The organism is Chryseobacterium rhizoplanae, from assembly GCF_900182655.1.
Lineage (GTDB): Bacteria > Bacteroidota > Bacteroidia > Flavobacteriales > Weeksellaceae > Chryseobacterium > Chryseobacterium rhizoplanae.
Window position 1 is genome coordinate 229,037 of the sequence record NZ_FXTC01000001.1, and the last position, 22,251, is coordinate 251,287.

Consider the following 22,251-nt stretch of genomic DNA (forward strand, 5'->3'; position numbering starts at 1 on the left):
TTATGATTGTAGTCGTCTCACTCTTGAAACACCATTAATATTTTTAAGCTTTTTGAAAGTTTCTTCCAGCTGGCCTTTGTTTTTAACTTCGAGAATGATATTTCCAGTGAAAACCCCATTGTTGGATTCAATAGAAAGACTTTTCATATCCATTCCCATACTTGCACTGATGACCGTGGTGATATCATTGATCATCCCCATTCTGTCAAGTCCCTCAATTTCAATTTTTACTCTGTTTTTGAAGCTTTCTGCATTGACCCATTTGGCAGGAATGACACGGTAGTCATACTGCGCTCTGAGGTTGATGGCATTCGGGCAGCTGTCACTGTGAACTTTAATTCCGTCTGAAATGGTGATGAATCCGAAAATTTTGTCCCCTGGAATTACCGTACAACATTTTGCATAGGTATAGTTAAGCTTCTCTTCGTCTTTCCCAAAGACAATCATGTCAAGGTTTTCCTCTTTCGGCTCCTCGAAATGCTGACTTTTATTAGGTGATTTTCTGAATCTTGAAAGTAAGTTGTTGAATACGTTTTTACTTTCAATGTATTTTCTCAAGCTACTGACATCCAGTTCATTGCTTTGGAATTTAAGAAACAGTTCCTGAGAAGATTTTAAATTAAAGAACTTTTGAAGTTTATTAATTTCTTCATCATTGAAATTGATTTTCGCATGACGAAGTTTTCTTTGCAGGATTTCTTTTCCTTCCTCTACCAGTTGGTTTTTCTGAGAGTTCAGATAACTTTTGATCTTTGATTTGGCCTTAGAAGTCACTACGAATTCCAGCCAGTCAGATTTTGGTTTCTGATTTTGTGATGAAAGAATATCCACCTGATCCCCGTTTTGAAGGATATAGGAAATAGGAACCAGCTTTCCATTGATTTTAGCTCCCAGACATTTCATTCCTAAGTCAGAATGGACTGAAAAGGCAAAATCCAGAGCAGTAGCATTGGTAGGAAGAATTTTAATTTCTCCTTTCGGGGTAAATACAAATACCTCTTTGGAGTATAAATTAAGCTTAATATTATCCAAAAGCTCCGAAGTAGAAAGGTTCTGCTGCTGTTCCAGAACTTCACGGATTTCGGTTACCCATTTTTCAAAGTTTCTGTCATCAGAACTCTGTTTGTAGCCTTCTTTGTATTTGTAGTGAGCGGCAACACCTTTTTCAGCAATTTCATCCATTCGCTCAGAGCGGATCTGAACTTCAATCCATTTTCTGTCCGGACCTAAAACGGTTAAGTGTAAACTTTCATATCCCGTAGAACGAGGCTGGGTAATCCAGTCACGCATTCTTGATGGGTTACTGTGGTAGACATCCGTAACGATAGAATAGATCTTCCAGGCAAGAAATTTTTCATTTTTAGCATCCGATTTGTAAATAATCCTGATGGCGTAGTTATCAAAAACTTCCTCAAAGGAAACTCCCTGCTTCAGCATCTTTCTGTAAATAGAGGAAATTGCTTTTGCACGGCCTTTAATTTTAAAGTTTAAGCCTTCTTCACGAAGTCTTTCAGATACTTCTTTGGTAAATTCTTCTATATACCTTTCACGGCTTTCTTTGGCAAGCTCCAATTTCTCCGTGATCTCGTTGTATACTTCGGGGCTGTTATATTTTAGTGAAAGGTCTTCCAGCTCAGATTTGATGTTGTACAATCCAAGACGGTGGGCCATAGGAGCATAGATATAAACCGTTTCTGAAGCGATTTTTTTCTGCTTATCCGGAGCCATACTTTCCAGTGTCCTCATGTTATGAAGACGGTCTGCAATTTTAATCAGAATAACTCTGAAATCCTCAGATAAAGTCAACAACAGCTTTCTGTAATTTTCAGATTGTACAGAGATATTCTGGTGGTTCATGATGGAGATCTTAGTCAGTCCATTCACGATACTGGCGATTTTTTCTCCAAAGATTTTTTTCAGATCTTCGTAAGTATAATCAGAATCTTCAATCACATCATGCAAAAGTGCACAGGCAATGGAAGTAGCTCCCAAGCCAATCTCTGTTGCTACAATTTTAGCAACAGCAATAGGGTGGTAGATGTAAGGCTCTCCGGTTTTTCTCCTTTGGTCCTTGTGGGCATCCAAAGCGATATCGAATGCCTTACGGATGAGTTTATTATTTTCCTCATCCAACGTTCTGTATGTGTTAGAAATCAGGTCCTTATATCTCGCAAGGATCTCTTTATTCTCTTGTTCTAAATCGTAACTCATTTGTGCACATGCCTATAATAAGACGAAAATACGAAATTTTTTAGTTTTTTCAAACATAAAAGATCCGCAGCATACACTACGGATCTCCGGCTATTAGATTTTATATCGTTTAGAATTTTACTTCAGAATTCATACCGTCACTTGACGTTTTGATTTTAATATCAGGGCTGTTGTGGATTTCAGCTCTGTTTCTTGCGTCAATATACTTTTTAATGGTATCATAATTCGCTTCATTGATATTCATGTTTTCAAATAAGTATGATTTCAATGCTGCATTCTGAATAAATGCATTCCGTGCAAGGTCAATCTGATTGATATCATTTACGGTAACACTTGCCAGATATTGGGAATTATGAGAACCATTGTTAAGGTACACAATGTAATCTGAGTTTTCAAATCCTGAATTTTCAAGATCACTTTCCAGTTTTTTGTAGTCGCTGTGATGATCAAATAGTCCAGCTAATATATGTGACATAGTTAATTGGTTTTAAAGTTATGACTAAAGTTAGTAATAATTTTCTGATTTTCATTGTGTTTAAGGCAATATAATTTGTTAATTAACATTCTGTTTTCAATAGACTGGAGCAATATTTGAGAATAATTGTTGAACGGATGTTTAATTTTAGTAATTGGATAATGTAGGTTTTTGAAAAATAAATTCTTCCTGTGTTTAGGAAAGATGTACACATTGATTAAATATTAAAACAAAATAAAAAAAAGCCCCTAAAATAACTTCCAGGGCTTTCATTGGTTAAAAAATTGAATACATTTAGATTCTTTCGTTTTTGATTTCTTCTACAATTTCAGGATTTAAAAGCGTGCTGATGTCTCCGAAATTACTGAAGTCACCTTCAGCAATTTTTCTCAGGATTCTACGCATAATCTTTCCGGAACGCGTTTTTGGAAGTCCGGAAACAAACTGTATTTTATCCAGCTTGGCAATAGGTCCGATCTGATCTGAAATCAACTGGTTGATCTCCTTTTTCAGGTTTTCCTTATCACGTCCTTCTCCGGATTCTTTAAGCATTACATAGCCGTATAGTGCATTTCCTTTGATGTCATGAGGATAGCCTACAATAGCAGATTCTGCAACGGCCGGGTGCTGGTTGATACTGTCTTCAATAGGAGCGGTTCCAAGATTGTGTCCGGAAACGATGATCACATCATCTACACGTCCTGTAATTCTATAATAACCCACTTCATCCCTCAATGCACCGTCACCTGTAAAGTATTTCCCAGGGAAAGCGGTGAAATACGTTTCTTTATACCTTTGATGGTCACCCCAGATCGTTCTGGCGATTCCCGGCCATGGAAAACGGATACAAAGATTTCCGGTCACCTGATTCCCCGTAATTTCATTTCGTTTATCGTCCATCAAAACAGGCTGTACACCTGGAAGTGGGAGAGTAGCGTAAGTAGGTTTCGTTGGGGTAACAAAAGGAAGCGGTGAAATCATGATTCCTCCTGTTTCGGTTTGCCACCACGTATCTACGATCGGACATTTTTTCTTTCCAACATGGTCATTGAACCAATGCCACGCCTCGTCATTAATAGGTTCACCTACAGAACCGATGACTTTCAGAGAGCTCAGGTCATGTTTATCTACCCATTCCGCACTTTCTTTCGCTAAAGAACGGATTGCCGTAGGAGCGGTATAAAACTGAGTGATCTTATGTTTTTCAATCACTTCCCAGAAGCGGTCCGGTTCAGGATAGGTAGGAACGCCTTCAAAAATAACAGTGGTAGCTCCATTTAATAAAGGTCCGTAAAGGATATAAGAATGTCCCGTGATCCATCCGATATCTGCAGTACACCAATAAATATCATTTTCTTTATAATTGAATACATTTTTGAATGTATAAGCCGTATACACCATATATCCGGCACAGGTATGAAGCATTCCTTTTGGTTTTCCGGTAGATCCTGAAGTATATAAAATGAAAAGAGGATCTTCAGAATCCATAATTACCGTAACGAAATCAGCAGAAGCTTTCTCATAAAGATCGGCCATCCAGTGATCTCTTCCTTCTTTCATTTTAATCTCATTGTGGGTTCTCTTAACAACAAGAACGTTTTCAACCGTTGGTGTTTTTTCCAAAGCATCATCAACAATACTTTTCAGGTCAAGAACTTTATTTCCTCTGTAACTTCCATCTGAGGTGATCACCATTTTTGCTTCACAATCATTTACCCTTGAAGCAACTGCCGAAGCTGAGAATCCTGCAAAGATCACAGAATGTACTGCTCCCAGCTTTGCACAGGCAAGCATGGTAATAGCCAATTCAGGAATCATGGGAAGATAAATACACACCCTGTCTCCCTTTTTAATGCCCATATCATGTAAAACATTAGCTGTTTTATTCACACGGGTATATAATTCCTGGTAGGAAATATGCTGTGCTTCTTCCTTTGGATCATTGGGTTCCCAGATGATGGCTGTTTTATCTCCTCTTACGGCAAGATGTCTGTCGATACAGTTTTTGGTAATATTCAGTTTCGCGTTTTTAAACCAGGTGATTTTAGCTTCATTCATATCGTACTTAACAACCTTGCTCCATCTTTGGTACCACACGAAATTTTGATCTGCTACCTTATCCCAGAATTTTTTAGGATTTTTGATAGACTTTTTATAATCTTCAAAATACTGTGGTAAATCTTCTATTAAGTAATTTCTCATATCCCTTTCGTTTTTTTGATTATTTATTGATAAATATTTTTATGTTTTAAATTTTTGAACAATAAACCATTAAGTTTCTTTAAGTAGTTTAGAATAATTAAGAGTATAGCTGAAGCTATTTATTTAGGTATTTCTTATCCATCTTTGATGGAACTTAATTTTTCTTAATACCTTTATTTCTCTTAATGGTTCAAATATTTTTTAATAGTTTAAATAAGTATTTAAATTTATGTTTAATTTCTGGCTTAAGCCCTGTATTCCTTGATTTTTTCCTGAATTTCATCAATGATTTTCTCATCATCAATCGTTGAAGGAATCTGAAAATCTTTTCCGTCAAGTAAAGTCCGGATCAGTTTCCTTAAAATCTTTCCGGATCGTGTTTTGGGTAAACGTTTGACAACCATGGTGTTTTTCAGAAAAGCCACAGCTCCGATTTTATTGCGGACCATCTGAATGATATCCTTTTCAACATCTTCTTCAGAAATGGTTGAGCCATTCTTTAAAACTACTGTAGCAAAAGGAACCTGTCCTTTTAAATCATCATCAATACCTACCACAGCGCATTCTGCAACATCCGGATGTGAAGAAACAATTTCCTCCATTTCAGAAGTCGAAAGCCTGTGTCCCGCAACATTGATCACATCATCCACTCTTCCTGTGATGAAAATATAACCGTCTTCATCTTGTATTGCACCATCTCCTGAAAAATAGTAGCCTTTGTACTGAGACAGATAGCTGTTTTCAAAACGTGTATAATCTTTCCATATTCCAAGCATAGCACCGGGGGGAAGGGGAAGTTTGATCACCAGATAGCCTTCATGATGAGGATCGAGTTCCAGTCCGTTTTCATCAAAAATTTTAATGTCATATCCCGGAACAGGTTTTCCTGCCGAAGCTCTTTTGATCTGATAACTTTCATCATAAGTCAGCAATCCAAGCATAGGCCATCCGGATTCTGTCTGCCACCAATGGTCTATAGCCGGAACTCCGATATGTTCTGCAAACCAATCCAGAGTAGCCACATCACATCTTTCACCTGCCAGAAACTGCTTTTTGAAATGGGTTAAATCATATTTTTTTACCAGCTCTCCGTTCGGATCTTCTTTTTTGATTGCTCTGATAGCAGTAGGGGCAGTAAACATTACTGAAACTTTATATTCTGAAATGATTCTCCAAAATGTTCCTGCATCCGGAGTCACGATAGGTTTTCCTTCAAAAATAATCGTTGTATTTTTGTTGATGAGTGGTCCATACACTGAAAAACTATGGCCAACTGCCCATCCGAAATCTGAAGCAGCCCAATAAGTTTCTCCCGGTTCCACTCCGTAGACATACGTCATGGAAAATTTTAAGGCAGTCGCATAACCTCCGGTATCACGAACAATACCTTTGGGTTTGCCTGTGGTTCCTGATGTGTAAAGAAGATAAAGAGGATGGGTAGATTCCACAGAAATGCAGTCTGCCGGAGCTGATTTTTCAACCAGTTCTTCATAATCAATCAGTCCTTCGAACATTTCATCCTGATTATCTACTAATCTTCTGTTGTACACAACAATATGATCTACTTTATCCTGTGCCAGTTCAATTGCTTTTTCAACCAGCGGGAGGTAAGGAATTCTTTTGGCAATTTCTACTCCTGCAGTTGCCGTGATTAAAACTTTAGGTTTGCAGTCGTCAATCCTTACCACAAGTTCGTGGGGGGCAAAACCTCCGAAAACCACATTATGAATAACCCCAATTCTCGCGCATGCCAGCATCGCAAAAAGAGTTTGCGGAATCATTGGCATATAAATAACCGCTGTATCTCCTTTTTTTAATCCTAAAGAAGCCAGCCCTCCTGCAAATTTTGAAATTTCTTCTTTTGCCTGATGGAAAGTGTAGGTTTTCTTCTGATTGGTGACAGGAGAATCATAAATTATTGCCATCTGATTCCCGAATCCGTCTTCAATATGTTTGTCGATACATAAGTAACACATATTGAGCTTTCCATCAGAAAACCACTGCGGGTAGTCATTTTCGTCTTTAGAGAGAATTTGTGAGGGAAAATCAAACCATTTGATTTCTTCTGCCTGTTTTTTCCAGAAGTCTTCTTTATGTTCTATGCTTTGTTTAAATAATGTATCAGTATCCATGTCAATAGTCGTGTGTTTGTTTTTTTTTATGTATTTTGTTATCCTTGTCAAGGTTTTAAACCTTGACAAGGATATGAACTGCAAGCCGGGGCGAAGCAATTTTTTAATACTCTTAATCCCTTTATGATATGAATCTTAATGGTTTAATTTTACACGTTAAAACATCTCTTCAATCTGCTGCATCAGCTTCTTGATTGAATAGGGTTTTGTAACGTAAGCATCAGCACCCATTTCCAGGCCTTTCTCAATATCTCTGGGATTATTTTTGGCACTCAGAAAGATGACTTTGGTGTCTTTCAGTTTTTCGTCCTGTTTGATGAGGTCCAAAGTGCTGTATCCGTCAAGATTCGGCATCATAATGTCGAGAAGAATCACATCCGGGACCATTGTTTTCAAAAAGTCGAGGACTTCCGTACCGTCACGGGCAATATAAACGTCATAGCCATTTTTCTTGAAGCTGTATTCCAGCGACATTAGTATTTTGTGTTCGTCATCCGCAATAATTATCTTTTTCATACAAGGGTTTTAATGGTATTCAACTTCATTTGTAATCTCTTTTTTAGTTTTTTCGGGAATGTTTATGGTGAAAGTTACACCCAGTCCACTGTTTTCAGCTTTTATACTTCCTCCGTGTGCCTGGACTATTTTTTTTGAAATGGCGAGTCCCAGTCCGCTTCCTGTCGGCTTTATAATGTTTTGGTTTTTAGATTGATAAAACTTGTCAAAAATCATTTCAAGATCTTCTTCCGGAATATGTTTGCCGGTATTGAAAATACTGATGGTAAGCTGTTGGTCTTTTTCAAATAATTTGGTCTGGATGGTTCCCTGTTCATCTGTAAATTTTAAAGCATTGCCCCATATATTCTGAAACAGCTGAATCATTCTCGCTTCGTCATATTCAAATATAAACTGATTCAGAAGATTAACTTCACTTAAATGAATATTTTTTTGTTGTATCAGATGAAGAAGCGGATTTAATGCTTTTTTATACGTTTCAATAATATTATTTTCCTGAATGTGTAGAGAGATTTCGCCATGCTGTAGTTTGTCCAGATACAAAATATCATTGATGATTTCACTTAATCTGTCAGATTCTGTAATGATGTTGTTTAAAAATTCCTGTTTGATATCGAGAGGAATATCATCATCGTCAGCCAGGATTTCTCCTGCAGAACGGATAGCGGTGATTGGAGTTCTCAGTTCATGGGCAACAGAGTCCAGGAAGTCATCTTTTTGGCGGTCTTTGATAATCAGGCTTTCATTGGCGGTTCGCAGATCATCAGAAAGTTTTTGCAGTTCTTCAGACTGTTCGGTAAGCTTTTTATTTAAGCTGATGTTTTCTTTGGATTCTTCGAGGATATTTAAAACCTCTTTTAAAGATATTTTATCTTCTTTGGTAACGCCTTCAATTAATATTTTTGCCGAAGCCGTACCAATTCTTCCAGCCAAAAGATTTTCTGAAAATTTTATAAATCTTGAGTCGGCGGTTTCCGTGTTGGAATCAATATTATATTTTAAATTAAAAATACGGAGTGCCTGCTCTGTCTTATTTTTACCTAAAAAACGTTCAAGAATATTCTGAATATCCGAAATATAAGCTGTTCCACGCCAGATAAAAGCATTTTCATGATTTTGAATGTATTTGTCAATATCTACATACAATTCAGCAAAGTTTCTTTCACGGTAATTCCCTTTGGAACTTACGGAAACAATGGTAAACAGGCTTGTATTGACCAGTATTGACCAGAAGAAAATCTGTGGAATTCTTCCAAGATAAGGAATGGTGAAAAATCCGAAAGCATCATATAGGTCTCTCAGTGCCCCTTTGAACTCCTGGTTATATGAAAAATAGTATTGTGGAATAATCAATCCGAAATAACAGATCACCAATCCTGCTATAAGCCCTGTAACAGCGCCTTTGTAACTTCCTCTTCTCCAGAATAAAGCTCCGAAAAAGGCAGGTGCCAGCTGTGCAATAATAACAAATGAGATCAATCCTACAGAATCCAGGGATGTTTTCAGAATGAAATATTTATAAAAGACAAAAGCCATAATGATCAGTCCGAAAATGCTGATTTTCCTGATATTGGTAATGATTCTTGTGTTTTGTTCCTCACTTTCGGATTTTAGTTTTCCAAGCAGTCCATAGGGAATGATGAGGTTATTGGAAAGCATAATGGATAAGGTTATGGCGGAAATAATGATCATGGAAATACATGAGCTCAATCCTCCCAGAAAAACAAGTACAGTGATCAAAGTATTATCAAAATTCTGCGGAATCAGAATAGAATAGAACTCCGGGTTTACATTCTGGCCATCAAAAATCAGCCTTCCACCCCAGGCAATCGGGAAAATAAATACAGTGAAGATTAAAAGATAAAGAGGGAAGAACCAGATCGCTGTTTTAATATGTTTTTCCTGTCTGTTTTCGACAATAGCGGTGTGGAACTGCCTTGGCAAAATACAGATTGCTGTTGCGGAAATCATACATAAAATCATCCAGTTCATAGCGCCTTCAATGCCATTGAATGTATTTTTTTCTTTAAAATCTTTAAACTTACTGGCTTTCTCATAAATATCCGAAAATCCGTCAAAGGCAAAATAAATAACGAAAAGCCCGAGAATGATAATGAAGAATAGTTTTAAAAAGCTTTCCAGAGCAATAGCTGAGATAATTCCCAGACGTTTTTCCGAAGCATCCACATATCGTGTTCCGTAATAAGATGAAAATAAGGCGATTAAAACTACTACAAAAGTAGCGTTATCAGTCATAATATCTTTCGACATCGGCGTTTCAGTTACCAAATGAAAGGTTTCAGAAATGGCTTTGATCTGCAACCCGATGTAAGGTACAACTGCCAGAAGACAGACTACCGTGATAATGGCACTCAGACTTCTGCTGTTCCCATATCTCAGTGAAATAAAATCGGCAAGACTGCTTATCTTATTGACTCTTGAAATTCTTACAATCCGTGTGTTGATGTAGATCCAGGCCGGAATAATCATAATAGGACCAATGTAAATCGGGAGATAGTTTAATCCGCTTGTAGCTGCAACGCCAATGCTTCCATAATACGTCCAGGCAGTACAGTATACCGCAAGAGACAGTGCATAGATGTAAGGATTGTTGATCCACAGCTTACTCTTTTTCTTCTCTGCCAGGTGGGCAACTAAGAAAAGAAGTGCCAGGTAGAACAGGACTACAAAAAATAATGCGAAACTACTCATCATGTCTTTTTACAATTACAAAAGAAATCACAATGGAAATCATCCAGACCACGAACAGGTAGATAAGGATCATTGGATAGCCTAAAACCTCCCTTTCACTGTTGAAAAGCAATGAAATAGGAATGCTGAAAGCGATCATAAGCCCCACGCTCAGTATGATAAGTTTTTGCTCGTGTCTCTTTTTCATAAATGATTATTGATAAAAGATAATTGATGGATAGCACATCCATCAATTATCAGTTTTGTTTTTAAATTTTATCGTCAGAATATTCTCCTTTCAGGGCGTAATAGCCGAAAATTGCCATTCCGCCTGAAATAATCGGCATCAGTACAAAAAGGATAATGATGCCGAAAACCAGATCTTCCTGCTTCCCGGATGTAATTTTTGGGATTCCCAATACCGTAATTCCGAAATACCCCACAATCACCGCGATTGCGATCCAGAGAATACCTAATATTTTTTTTAGTCCGCTCATTTTAGTAGTTTTAAAATTAATAAAAATTTGAATGATTCAGTACTTAATCGTGAAGATTATTGTTCTTATTTTTAAGATAAAACAATCCGATGATCAGACATACTGTAGCGACTCCAATCGGGTACCAGAGTCCCTCAAGATACCATGTCGCATGTCCTGCTTCTTTCCCGGTAGTGACCAGATAAGTTGCTACTGCAGGAAGAAGTCCTCCAAAGACCCCGTTTCCGATGTGATAAGGCAGAGACATTGATGTATAACGGATTCTCACAGGGAACATTTCTACAAGAAAGGCGGCAATAGGTCCGTACACCATGGTTACAAATATTACCTGGATAAATACAAGGAAGACCAGGTACCATTTGGTGTCATCACTCAGTTTTACAGAAGTGGAGATTTTTGGTTCTTCCGCTTTTCCGTCTTTTATAACAGGTCCTGCAGGCGACCAGTGAATAATGCTGTCTTTTTTGATCAGAGTGCCGTCTGTGTAAAGAGTTTCTTTATGGAAAGTAACCAGGCTGTCTGTAGCAATATCACTGTGGATTTTGGCCGTTCTTTTTTCTGTGATTCCATTGGCGGCAATGGTTTTACTTTCAAGATTTACACTCTTGAACATACTGTCGTAAATGGGTCTGTAAGCTAAAATAGCGACCAGCATTCCGGTCATCATTACTGCTTTTCTTCCGATTTTATCAGACAGCCATCCGAAGAAAACAAAGAAGGGTGTTCCTAAAAATAATGCAGTAGCCATGAGTGAATCCACCTGTGCGGATTCTACATTCATTACCTTTTGAAGGAAACTCATCGCATAGAACTGGCCTGTATACCAAATTACGCCTTGTCCCATTGCCGCTCCGAATAAAGCCAATAATACAAACTTGAAATTGTATCTGTTCCCGAAACTCTCTTTCAAAGGGTTTTTAGACGTTTTTCCCTCACTTTTAGCCTTAGCAAAAAGCGGAGATTCTTTCATGTTCTTTCTGATGACATAAGAAACGGCAACCATCAGAATCGAGATCCAGAAAGGAACTCTCCATCCCCAGTTGTCAAACTCTTCTGCCGAAAGGGTTGATTTTGTAATGAGAATAACAATCAGTGAAATGAAAAGTCCAGCCGTTGCAGTAGTCTGAATCCATGAAGTCCAGTAACCTCTTCGGTGAGGCTGGGCATATTCTGCAACATAAGTAGCGGCACCTCCGTATTCACCACCAAGGGCAAGTCCCTGAAGCAATCTTAAAATTAAAACTAAAACCGGCGCCATAAATCCAATCGTTTTATAACTTGGAATACAGCCGATCAGGAAAGTTGAAAATCCCATGATCAGTAAAGTAACAAGAAAAGTATATTTTCTTCCGATGATATCACCCAGTCTTCCGAAAAATAAAGCTCCGAAAGGTCTTACTACAAATCCGGCAGCAAAAGTTGCCAGGGTAGATAAAAATGCAGCGGTAGGGTTATCTGCGGGGAAAAATTTAGTAGCTAAAACAATGGCTAAACTTCCGAAGATATAGAAGTCATACCATTCTATCAAGGTACCGAGTGAAGAGGCAGTGATCACACTCCATATCGTGCGGTTTTTCTGCCTGTCGGTCATATTTTCGTAGCTTTCGTGATGATTTTCGCTCATATTGATTAGTTTTTGATGTTAATGGAATAGGATTTTACATTGAATTTTTTTAAACCATTAAGGACTTTTAAGGGGGTAAGAATAATTAAGATTATATCTAAGACTATTTTATTCAGCGGTATTCCTTTTATCCATCTTTGATGGAGCTTAACTTATCTTAGATACTTTACTGTTCTTAATGGTTCAAATTTTAAAGATAGATTTGAAATTGCACAATAAATTCCCCTTTTGAAGAAGGGCTTTCGGTAGGACTTGTATAAACAGGTCGTGTTGAATATTGTGTTGTAATTTTTGCATGATGTCCGTCTATGAACCAATTGGCTCCCACATCAAACTGAGAGGAAGATTTATCGAAAGCCTCAAAGCTTTTATGAGTATACGCTGCAAAAGGCTGTATTCTGATTTTGGGTTTTTCTGCCTGGCTTGGTAATAGTAAGCCAGCCTGTGCGTAGATAATATTACCTGTCCCGATGGTCGGTTGCAGGTTTCCTGGTCCTGCGATGGCTTTATTTCCGATAAAATTAGGATCTGAAGCCGCAATATTCATGGTTCCCAGATTTCTTACATAGTTAGGACCAAAATTGTAGTTATAATATCCGGCATACGCGGAAACGGCCATTTTGTTTTTCGCTTCTCCCAAAGGAATATCTGCAAAAGCATCCACGGCAAAAAGAGTAATGTCGTGCTTTTCAATGTTGGAGTTTACGGAAGTTCTTGTTCCATCTGCCTGATGATAGAACCCGGCTCCTACATTGAAGACTTTCTTTGTTCCCAGATAAGATCCCACTTTGTATGGAAGTGTATTCGACTCCTCATCAAGGAACTGATATTCCACATACCCTGCTTTTGAAAAACTGGGATTTCCGTTGTTGTCTACCGCAACAGCTTTTGATGGATCTGTTACATTTACTGGAACAAGATCTGTGGCGAAAGGTTTATTTAAACTGAAACGGTATTCCAGTTTTCCGTATTTACCTTTTGCAAACATTCCCAGCTGTCTTGCGAATTGGTCAGAGTTGTCAATTAGTGGCCATGAAAAAACGGGAGAATCTAAGGTGAGGAAATTGAGTGTAGAAGCCATCGTCATACGGGAAAGTCCCATGTAGTAATGAAGACCTGCGCCTAAAGATAAACTGAATTTTCCCGCTTCTCCAGGTAAAATAACTGCATATTCGTTCCAGGCATCATGGAAAAATAACTGGGTTTTCTTTCCGTTTCCATAACCTCCTGTGCCTGATGTGCCTGTAGCTCCTCCATTGATGAAGGTCTGATTGTTGATCCCAAAATGAAGGAGAATCATGTATCTTTTAGAGACCTGTGCATATGCTAAAGCACGTAATCGTCTGTTTCCTATGCTCCAGGAGTTGTCTGTAGGCTCGCCACCTACCATACTTCCGGGATTCATAGAGGTATTTCTCAGCCAAAGCTGGTCCCATAAAATAAAACGGACGAATTTATCCCCATCCGGGTTGAGGTTTATTTTTAGGCCATTGCCGTAATCAGGAGAACCTTGAGAGTACACAGAACCGCTGATTAAAGCTACTCCAATAAATGTAAGTAATTTCTTCATAAATTATCAATTTTTGGCGTTGTTTTTTGTGAATGCCAAATTGTAATTAATAATTTGTTTATGAAAATTTAATATATATTAGTGGTAATAGTATAGTCATGGAGTGTTTAATGTCATACGTTTCGGGTTTCGAGATCCGGGGTTTTAATCTAATCGGTTTTTAAGTATTTGATATTTAGAGATATAATTAAATGTGGTGGCTTGTACCTCGTAACTCGCATCCCGTAACTCGAATCTCGTAACTCGCACCTCGCATCCCGCACTATTTCTTAAACCTTTCCCACTTGATCAGCATATACTTGTCAGCAAACTGAGTAATGATAATTCCTGAGTTTTTAATGTTTTCTTCCTGTGCAATATAATCAATCAATTCATTTTGTTTCAGTATCCTATAAACAGGATGAAATTCAGAATGTGGAGGTCTTGTGATGTTGTATTTTTTAATCCAGGAACTTATGGTAACATGTGAAACTCCGATAATTCTTTCGATTTCACGGTAGCTTAAGCCTTCCAGATACAGTTGAAGCGCTTTGGTGACATAATAATCATCAATCTGTTTTCCCAGTTTTTTAACGGTGAAATAATAGTTGCAGTCTTTGCAGTGGAAGCGTTGCTTTTCATTGATAATGCCACTTTTTACTACCTTGGTACTGTTGCATTTAGGACAGATATTTTCCATAGCTATATTATTTTAGCAAATATATAATAAATTAGCAAATGTATATTTTCTAATAAAGATAATTTTACCTGTTTAAAATTTTAAAACAAAAAAAATATCTTTTTTATTTGGATTTAAAAGAAAATATATTTTAAATTTGCCAAAAAAATTAGATAAATAAATGGAAATAGAAATTTCCTCATGCGAACATCTCATGTATGTGAGTGAAATACAGCAGGAAATGTATGATTCTGCACAGCGCAGAGGAACGGGGATCGCAAAACGTTCCATAGAATATTTGAGTAAGAAGATTTCAGAAGGCAATGCTGTGGTTGCTACTGAAAACGGTGAGTGGGTAGGTTTCTGTTATATAGAGACCTGGTCGCACGGAAAGTTTGTGGCCAATTCGGGATTGATTGTATCACCGAAGTTCAGGAACGGGGGCGTAGCAACTCAAATCAAACAGAAGGTTTTCCAATTATCTAGAGATAAATATCCGGATGCGAAAGTATTCGGATTGACAACAGGTTTGGCAGTAATGAAAATCAACAGTGATTTAGGATATAAACCAGTGATCTATTCTGAACTGACTCAGGATGAGGAATTCTGGAACGGCTGCAAGAACTGTGTGAACTATGAAATTTTAATGATGAAGGAACGTAAGAACTGTCTGTGTACAGCCATGTTATTTGTTCCTGAAAATATAGAAAAAAAAGAGGTTGCAAATGATCAGCCTGAAAATAAATATAATGGAGCGAGCCAAAATGATTTTGTGTATTCTGCACAAAACTCTGCAAGCGAATTCCATGTGACCATTAATAAAAATAAAAAAAGTCCAGATGAAAAAGAAAGTCATCTTAGCGTTTAGCGGAGGTTTAGATACTTCCTACTGTGCAAAATATCTTAGTGAAACACTAAGGTATGATGTGTATGCAGTTACTGTAAATACCGGAGGTTTTTCAAAAGAAGAGGAAAAAGAATTGGAGAGAAAAGCTTTAAACCTTGGAGTAAAAGAATACAGGTGCGTAGACGCTCAGGAAGATTACTATAATTCATGTGTGAAATATTTGATTTTCGGGAATGTGTTGAAAAACAATACGTATCCTCTTTCTGTAAGTGCTGAGCGTACCATTCAGGCTCAGGAAATTGCAAAATATGCCATTGAAGTAAATGCAGATGCCATTGCTCACGGAAGTACAGGAGCTGGAAATGATCAGGTTCGTTTTGACCTAATCTTTCAAGTAATGTGCCCGAATATTGAGATTATTACGCCCATCCGTGATATGGCATTATCCCGTGAAGAAGAGATTGAATTTTTGAAGGAGCATGGCTATGAAATGGAATTCCATAAAGCACAATATTCTGTGAATAAAGGACTTTGGGGAACTTCTGTGGGAGGAAAAGAAACTTTGACTTCCAGAAATTATCTTCCGGAAGAAGCTTTTCCATCTCAAATCAAAGAAACTCAGCCTTCAGAACTTGAAATTGAGTTTAAAAACGGAGAGGTTATAGGAGTGAATGGAGAAAACTTTGAACATTCTGTATATGCGATTCAAAAAATAGAAGAATTGGCTTCAGCGTACGGAATTGGCCGCGATATTCACGTAGGGGATACCATTGTAGGGATTAAAGGACGAGTAGGATTTGAAGCGGCAGCAGCATCGGTGATTATCAAAGCGCATCATTTATTAGAGAAACATACGCTTTCAAAATACCAGCAAATGATGAAGTCTCAGTTATCCGACTGGTACGGAAACTGGCTTCATGAAGCACTGTTCTTAGATCCTGTCATGAGAAATATTGAATCTTTCCTGACTGATTCTCAGAAAACAGTGACTGGAAAAGTATTTGTAACTCTTCATCCTTACAGATTTATTCTTAACGGAATTGAATCTGATCATGACCTGATGTCTGATAAATTCGGAAGCTATGGCGAAGCAAACAGAGCATGGACAGGTGATGATGTGAAAGGTTATACAAAAATTGTAAGCAATTCCTTAAATATATACCACCAGATTAACCAAAATATCAATTAGTTCCGAAGGGACGGTTTAATGAAAGACAGAACAAAATGCTGTCAGAATCAAAATGAAGAAAACAGTAGGAATCATTGGTGCCAACGGTTATACAGGAAGTGAGCTGATACGCTTACTGGCTTTTCATCCCCATGTGACATTGAGTTTTTTATATAGTCGTTCGAATTCGGGAACACGAATTTCAGATCTGTACCCGGATTTAACGACGGTTTGTGAAATGGTTTTGACGGACAAACCTGAAGACGTAGATATTCTTTTTCTGTGTCTTCCTCATAAAGAAAGTCAAAACTGGTTAACTCAAAACCCTGTTAAAGATGAAACGCTGGTGATTGATCTCGGAAACGATTTCCGTTTAGAAGGAAACTTTGGAAACAGAGATTTTATCTACGGATTACCTGAAATTAATAAAAAACAACTGTCAGGGGCAAAAAGTATTGCCAACCCGGGGTGTTTTGCTACGGCTATTCAATTGGCTTTGCTGCCATTGGCAGAAAAAGGAGTGTTGAATGAAGTTTTTACTACAGGGATTACTGGTTCTACAGGAGCCGGACAATCTCTGCAGGCAACTACTCATTTTACCTGGAGAAATGATAATGTTTCAGCCTATAAAACTCTAACGCATCAGCATGCGGATGAGATTTTACAGCAGCTGATTGCATTCAATAATAAAGAAGTAACCCTGAATTTTGTTCCCTGGAGAGGAGATTTTGCAAGAGGAATTTTTACAAGTTCCACGATGAAGACGGATTTGGAGCTGGAGAAGATAGAACAATTATATCAGGATTTTTATGCGGAGGAGCCTTTCGTTACGGTAAGTAGAAAGGCAGTGGATTTAAAGCAGGTTGTCAATACCAATCGCTGTGTGATTCAGATCGAAAAGAGTGGAAATGTTGTCGTTATTCACTCAGCGATTGACAATTTGTTAAAAGGTGCGTCGGGACAGGCAGTCCAGAATATGAATCTGGCCATGAACTGGGAAGAAAATGCAGGCCTGAATTTGAAACCAATAGCATTTTAAATCGACAATAAATAATTGAGAACTTTAAACAAAAAGTAAATCCGACTTAGGAAAATGGAGCGTTAAGAAAATTAATTCTATGAACGTTAAGAAAATTCTACTGTTTGAAGTGCGAGGCAAATATTTAGCCGAAGAACTAATCTCGGATTCGCACAAGTTTTAGAATTTTTAGAGAATAGAACTAATTTTTAGCGGAAGTTTCCAGGTCTTGAACTTTTGTTTCTTTTGTTTTAAGACAAAAGAAAAATAAAAAATAAAAAAATGAATTTATTCAACGTATATCCATTATTCAACATAAATCCGGTTAAAGCTCAGGGATCTTTTCTTTGGGATGACAAAGGCGAAAAATACCTTGATTTCTACGGAGGTCATGCTGTAATTTCTATTGGCCATAATCATCCGCATTATCAGAATAAGCTGAAAGATCAACTGGGAAAAATTTCTTTTTATTCCAATTCCGTTCAGAATGAATTGCAGACTGAGCTGGCAGAAAAACTAGGGGAACTTTCCGGATATGAAGAGTATAACCTTTTTTTATGCAATTCGGGAGCAGAAGCCAATGAAAATGCATTGAAGCTGGCTTCATTTCATAATGGAAAAAGCAAAGTGCTCTATTTTTCAGGTTCATTCCACGGAAGAACTTCAGCAGCGGTTTCAGTGACTGATAATCCGAAGATTGTTGCTCCTGTTAACTTTTCAGAAAGATTTATCAAATCCGAATGGAATGATGTGCAGCAGCTTGAAGAGACTTTTGAGAAGTTTGGAAATGAAATTTCTTCTGTGATCATCGAGGGAATTCAGGGTGTAGGAGGTATTATGATTCCGACGCCGGAATTTTTATCTAAAATTAAAGAACTGTGTGAAAAATATAATGCTGTTCTTATTTTGGATGAAGTGCAATCCGGATACGGAAGAAGCGGATATTTCTTTGCGCATCAGGAGTTTGGACTTGAAGCAGATATTATTACAACGGCAAAAGGAATGGGAAATGGTTTTCCTGTGGGCGGAGTTTTAATCCATCCTAAATTCCAGGCAAGCAACGGTTTGCTGGGAACGACATTCGGAGGAAATCATCTTGCCTGCGCCGCTTCAATTGCTGTGCTGGATGTGATGAAAGATGAAAATCTTATCGAAAACGCTCAGAAAATGGGCGAATATATTGAAAATGAAATTAAAGATTTACCACATATTAAATCAATCCGAAGGAAAGGATTGATGATCGGAATAGAACTCGACAGAGACTGTTCAGAAATAAGGAAAAGCTTATTGTTCGATCATCATATTTTCACAGGAAACTCTAATGATAAAAGTGTCTTAAGGATTCTTCCGGCACTGAATATCAAAAAAGAGGAAACAGATCTTTTCATCAATGCTTTGAAAGCAGTATTGGGAAGTATTTAAGATGTAAAAGACAAATAGTAAAAAGGTATTGCGTTTGTCATTCTGAATGTAACGAAGTGGAGTGAAGAATCTCGTAAAATATAACAATGCAAGATTCTTTCTTCGTCATAATGTCAAAAACAATTGTCAATTGCTGAGTGAAACGCCTTTGCGAACGAAAAAAGCATCAGTGAAAAGCTTTGCGTCCTTGCGTTAAAATTCTCAAAATATGTAAATACAATCTTTAAAATTAATTCAAAATGAAAAAATTCACCTCTGTAAGTGATGTAGAAAACTTACAGGAAATCATAAAAAAAGCTTTAGAAATAAAAGCAGACCCCCTTACCGAAACAGAAAAAGGAAAAGGAAAAACAATAGGACTTGTATTTTTAAATTCAAGCCTGAGAACCCGTTTGAGCAGCCAGATTGCAGCACAAAACCTTGGTTTAAATGTATTGACGTTAAATGCCGCACAGGAAGCCTGGAATCTTGAATTTGCAGATGGAGCGGTAATGAATGGAGATACGGTAGAACATATCAAAGATGCTATTGAAGTTTTAAACCAATATTGTGATATCATCGCAGTACGTTGTTTTGCAGGAATGAAGAGCAAGGAAGATGATGTGAATGAAAGCATCTTAAGCCAGTTTGAAAAACATGCAAAAGTTCCTGTGATCTCTCTGGAATCGGCTACCCGTCATCCCTTACAAAGTCTTGCAGACTGTATTACCATTACAGAAAACTGGAAAAAAGACCACAAACCGAAAGTAGTGTTGACATGGGCACCACACATCAAGCCTATTGCACATGCGGTTGGAAACTCTTTCGCAGAATGGATGCAGGAAATGGATGTGGAATTGGTAATTGCCAATCCTGAAGGATATGATCTGGATAAAAACTTTACAAAAGATATAAAAGTAATTCATGATCAGGACGAAGCTTTAAAAGATGCAGATTTTATCTATGTGAAAAACTGGTCTTCTTTTGATGATTATGCAGCAATGCCTGAAGTAAAAGGTGACTGGATGCTTACCAATGAAAAATTAGCCCATACCAATGATGCAAAAGTAATGCATTGTCTTCCGGTTCGCCGTAATGTAGAATTGAGCGATGAGGTAATGGATGGAGATCATTCTATCATCTATCAGCAGGCAAAAAACCGGATTTTCTCTGCGCAGGCCGTGTTCAGTGAAATTTTAGATGAATTAAAAGCCGAATAATGATCCTTGTCAAGGTTTTAAACCTTGACAAGGATCAAGGATAAAAAAGAAAGGATCACAAAACGTTTACAAATGAAAGAAAAGTTATACATCATAAAAATTGGCGGAGCTTTAATTGATGATGAGGAATTGTTAGTTCAATTCTTAGAACAGTTTTCTGAAATTCAGGAAAAGAAGATCCTTGTTCATGGCGGAGGAAAATTAGCCACCACATTGGCTGATAAACTTGGCATAGAACAGAAAATGATCAACGGAAGGAGGATTACAGATAAAGAGACATTGGATATTGTAACGATGGTATATGCAGGGGGAATCAATAAAAATATTGTTGAAAAGCTGCAGCAGAAAAAATGCAATGCGATAGGATTTTCCGGGGCAGACGGAAATTTAATTAAAGCGAAGAAAAGAGAACATCCTGAAATTGACTTTGGATTTGTGGGGGATATTACCAAGAAAAGTGTGAACAGGAAGCTGGTTTCAAAACTCATGAAGCTGAATCTTGTTCCTGTATTTTCAGCAATTACTCACGATAGAAAAGGAAATCTTTTCAATACCAATGCAGATACCATTGCTTCTGTAATGGCACAGGCTCTTTCAGAGAAATATGAAGTTGAATTGCTGTATTGCTTTGATAAAGAAGGTGTTTTAGAAGATGTAAACAATCCTGAATCTGTGATCAAAAGTGTAAATGAAGAAGAATTTGAAGCATTAAAAGAAGAAGGGAAACTTCACAAAGGGATTTTACCCAAGCTTGAAAATGCTCTTGGAGCTATAAAAAATAATGTAGACAAAGTGTTTCTGATCAAAGAGACAGAATTGAAAAACCATATAGAAAATCATCATGCAGGAACTGAAATCTGTTTATAATAAAGAAGAGCTGTTAAATAATGCGATCGGATTGCTTAAAAATTTGATTGAGATTCCTTCATTCAGCAAAGATGAGTTTAATACGTCGGTAGAAATTGAGAATTTTTTCGAAAAGCATCAGATTCCTACGAAACGTTTTAAAAATAACATCTGGGCAGTGAATAAACATTTTGATGTTTTTAAACCTTCCGTTTTGCTGAATACGCATCATGATACCGTAAAGCCTAATAAAGCGTACACGCTGGATCCGTTTGTTCCTGTTGAAAAAGACGGCAAACTGTTCGGGTTGGGAAGCAATGATGCCGGAGCTTCTTTGGTTTCTATGGCGCAGGTTTTTTTACATTTTTATGATAAAGAAGATTTAAAATATAATTTAGTTATTGCTTTGACGGCAGAGGAGGAGATTTCAGGATTTGATGGAATCGAAGCCTTATTTCCGCAGCTACCCAACGTAGAACTCGCCATTGTAGGAGAACCCACGCAGATGAATCTGGCGATTGCAGAAAAAGGACTTCTTGTGATTGATGGTGAAATGAAAGGTACTCCTTCTCATGCCGCTCATCCTAATGATGATAACTCAATTGTTAAATGCATGCAGGATCTGCAGAATATTTTAGCCTTTAAATTTCCAAAAGTTTCAGAATATCTTGGAGAAGTTAAAGTGACTTTATCAGGAATTCATGCAGGAGTACAGCACAATGTCGTTCCTGAATCGTGCAATTTCACACTGGATGTAAGGGTGACAGATGAATATTCTAATCAGGAAGCGTTTGATATCATTCAATCTCAGATGGAATCTACATTAACAGCAAGATCATTCAGACTGAATTCTTCAAAGATCGAAATGGATCATCCGTTTGTAAAAGCAGGAATTGAAATCGGAAGGACCACTTATGGTTCACCTACTTCCTCAGATCAGGCGATTATTCCATGTACATCAGTGAAAATGGGTCCTGGAGACAGTAGGCGCTCTCACACCGCAGATGAATTTATCTATATCCGGGAAATAGAAGAAGGAATAGAAATCTACATCAGTATTTTAGAAAAAGTGTTATAATAATGGGAGAGTGAAGCGGAAAGATGGAAGTGGTTATAGTTTGTAATTTCACTTCCGGCAGCAGGCTTCCGGCTCAATATATGTTTTGACTCCGTCC

General features: G+C 37.6%; 18 protein-coding genes. 7 read left to right on the top strand and 11 right to left on the bottom strand.

Translation table 11 applies throughout. The annotated features are described in order from the left end of the window. From FN817_RS01000 to FN817_RS01050, 11 genes are all read right to left on the bottom strand, one after another. Complete coding sequence (locus FN817_RS01000) at positions 1–2,211, bottom strand: RelA/SpoT family protein (RefSeq protein WP_047423327.1); 2,211 nt, start codon at positions 2,209–2,211, stop codon at positions 1–3. A gap of 109 nt (positions 2,212–2,320) precedes the next feature. Then, positions 2,321–2,686: a hypothetical protein gene (locus tag FN817_RS01005; protein WP_142716323.1), complete on the bottom strand. Its 366-nt coding sequence runs from the start codon at positions 2,684–2,686 to the stop codon at positions 2,321–2,323. Positions 2,687–2,980: 294 nt separating this feature from the next. Then, positions 2,981–4,888, bottom strand: coding sequence for an acetate--CoA ligase (gene acs, locus FN817_RS01010; protein ID WP_142716324.1), 1,908 nt, complete (start codon positions 4,886–4,888; stop codon positions 2,981–2,983). A gap of 245 nt (positions 4,889–5,133) precedes the next feature. After that, positions 5,134–7,020, bottom strand: a complete 1,887-nt coding sequence (locus tag FN817_RS01015; protein ID WP_142716325.1) for an AMP-binding protein — start codon at positions 7,018–7,020, stop codon at positions 5,134–5,136. Between the two features lie 156 nt (positions 7,021–7,176). After that, positions 7,177–7,536 (bottom strand): response regulator transcription factor, encoded by a 360-nt coding sequence (locus FN817_RS01020; RefSeq protein ID WP_142716326.1) that lies wholly within the window; start codon positions 7,534–7,536, stop codon positions 7,177–7,179. A 9-nt stretch (positions 7,537–7,545) separates the two neighbouring features. Further along, entirely contained in the window at positions 7,546–10,248 is a 2,703-nt protein-coding gene (locus FN817_RS01025; RefSeq protein WP_394345028.1) for an ATP-binding protein, read from the bottom strand. Further along, entirely contained in the window at positions 10,241–10,435 is a 195-nt protein-coding gene (locus FN817_RS01030) for a hypothetical protein (RefSeq protein WP_047423800.1), read from the bottom strand. Before FN817_RS01030 ends, FN817_RS01025 begins: the two co-directional genes overlap by 8 nt. 61 nt (positions 10,436–10,496) lie before the next feature. Further along, positions 10,497–10,724, bottom strand: coding sequence for a DUF6814 family protein (locus FN817_RS01035; protein ID WP_142716328.1), 228 nt, complete (start codon positions 10,722–10,724; stop codon positions 10,497–10,499). 43 nt (positions 10,725–10,767) lie between these two features. After that, positions 10,768–12,348: an MFS transporter gene (locus FN817_RS01040; RefSeq protein ID WP_142716329.1), complete on the bottom strand. Its 1,581-nt coding sequence runs from the start codon at positions 12,346–12,348 to the stop codon at positions 10,768–10,770. Between the two features lie 190 nt (positions 12,349–12,538). After that, positions 12,539–13,918 carry a porin gene (locus tag FN817_RS01045; protein WP_142716330.1) on the bottom strand — a complete coding sequence of 460 codons (1,380 nt, stop codon included), beginning with the start codon at positions 13,916–13,918 and terminating at the stop codon, positions 12,539–12,541. A gap of 262 nt (positions 13,919–14,180) precedes the next feature. Next, positions 14,181–14,597 (bottom strand): IS1/IS1595 family N-terminal zinc-binding domain-containing protein, encoded by a 417-nt coding sequence (locus tag FN817_RS01050; RefSeq protein ID WP_142716331.1) that lies wholly within the window; start codon positions 14,595–14,597, stop codon positions 14,181–14,183. Positions 14,598–14,757: 160 nt separating this feature from the next. On the opposite strand from FN817_RS01050, the gene FN817_RS01055 reads away from it, so the two are divergent. The 7 genes from FN817_RS01055 (at position 14,758) to FN817_RS01085 (ending at position 22,154) form a co-directional block, all read left to right on the top strand. Beyond that, positions 14,758–15,444: a GNAT family N-acetyltransferase gene (locus tag FN817_RS01055; protein WP_142716332.1), complete on the top strand. Its 687-nt coding sequence runs from the start codon at positions 14,758–14,760 to the stop codon at positions 15,442–15,444. Continuing rightward, a complete protein-coding gene (locus FN817_RS01060) occupies positions 15,416–16,612 on the top strand; it encodes an argininosuccinate synthase (protein WP_142716333.1) in 1,197 nt (398 codons plus the stop codon). Before FN817_RS01055 ends, FN817_RS01060 begins: the two co-directional genes overlap by 29 nt. A gap of 52 nt (positions 16,613–16,664) precedes the next feature. Then, positions 16,665–17,630 (top strand): N-acetyl-gamma-glutamyl-phosphate reductase, encoded by a 966-nt coding sequence (argC, locus tag FN817_RS01065; RefSeq protein WP_142716334.1) that lies wholly within the window; start codon positions 16,665–16,667, stop codon positions 17,628–17,630. A 261-nt stretch (positions 17,631–17,891) separates the two neighbouring features. After that, positions 17,892–19,031 carry an aspartate aminotransferase family protein gene (locus tag FN817_RS01070; protein WP_142716335.1) on the top strand — a complete coding sequence of 380 codons (1,140 nt, stop codon included), beginning with the start codon at positions 17,892–17,894 and terminating at the stop codon, positions 19,029–19,031. A 239-nt stretch (positions 19,032–19,270) separates the two neighbouring features. Next, positions 19,271–20,230, top strand: coding sequence for an N-acetylornithine carbamoyltransferase (locus tag FN817_RS01075; RefSeq protein ID WP_142716336.1), 960 nt, complete (start codon positions 19,271–19,273; stop codon positions 20,228–20,230). Between the two features lie 72 nt (positions 20,231–20,302). Next, the gene (gene argB / locus FN817_RS01080) at positions 20,303–21,097 is read left to right on the top strand and encodes an acetylglutamate kinase (RefSeq protein WP_142716337.1); all 795 of its coding nucleotides are present in this window, start codon (positions 20,303–20,305) and stop codon (positions 21,095–21,097) included. Then, positions 21,072–22,154, top strand: coding sequence for a M20 family metallo-hydrolase (locus FN817_RS01085; RefSeq protein WP_142716338.1), 1,083 nt, complete (start codon positions 21,072–21,074; stop codon positions 22,152–22,154). Before argB ends, FN817_RS01085 begins: the two co-directional genes overlap by 26 nt. The last annotated feature ends 97 nt before the right edge of the window (positions 22,155–22,251 follow it).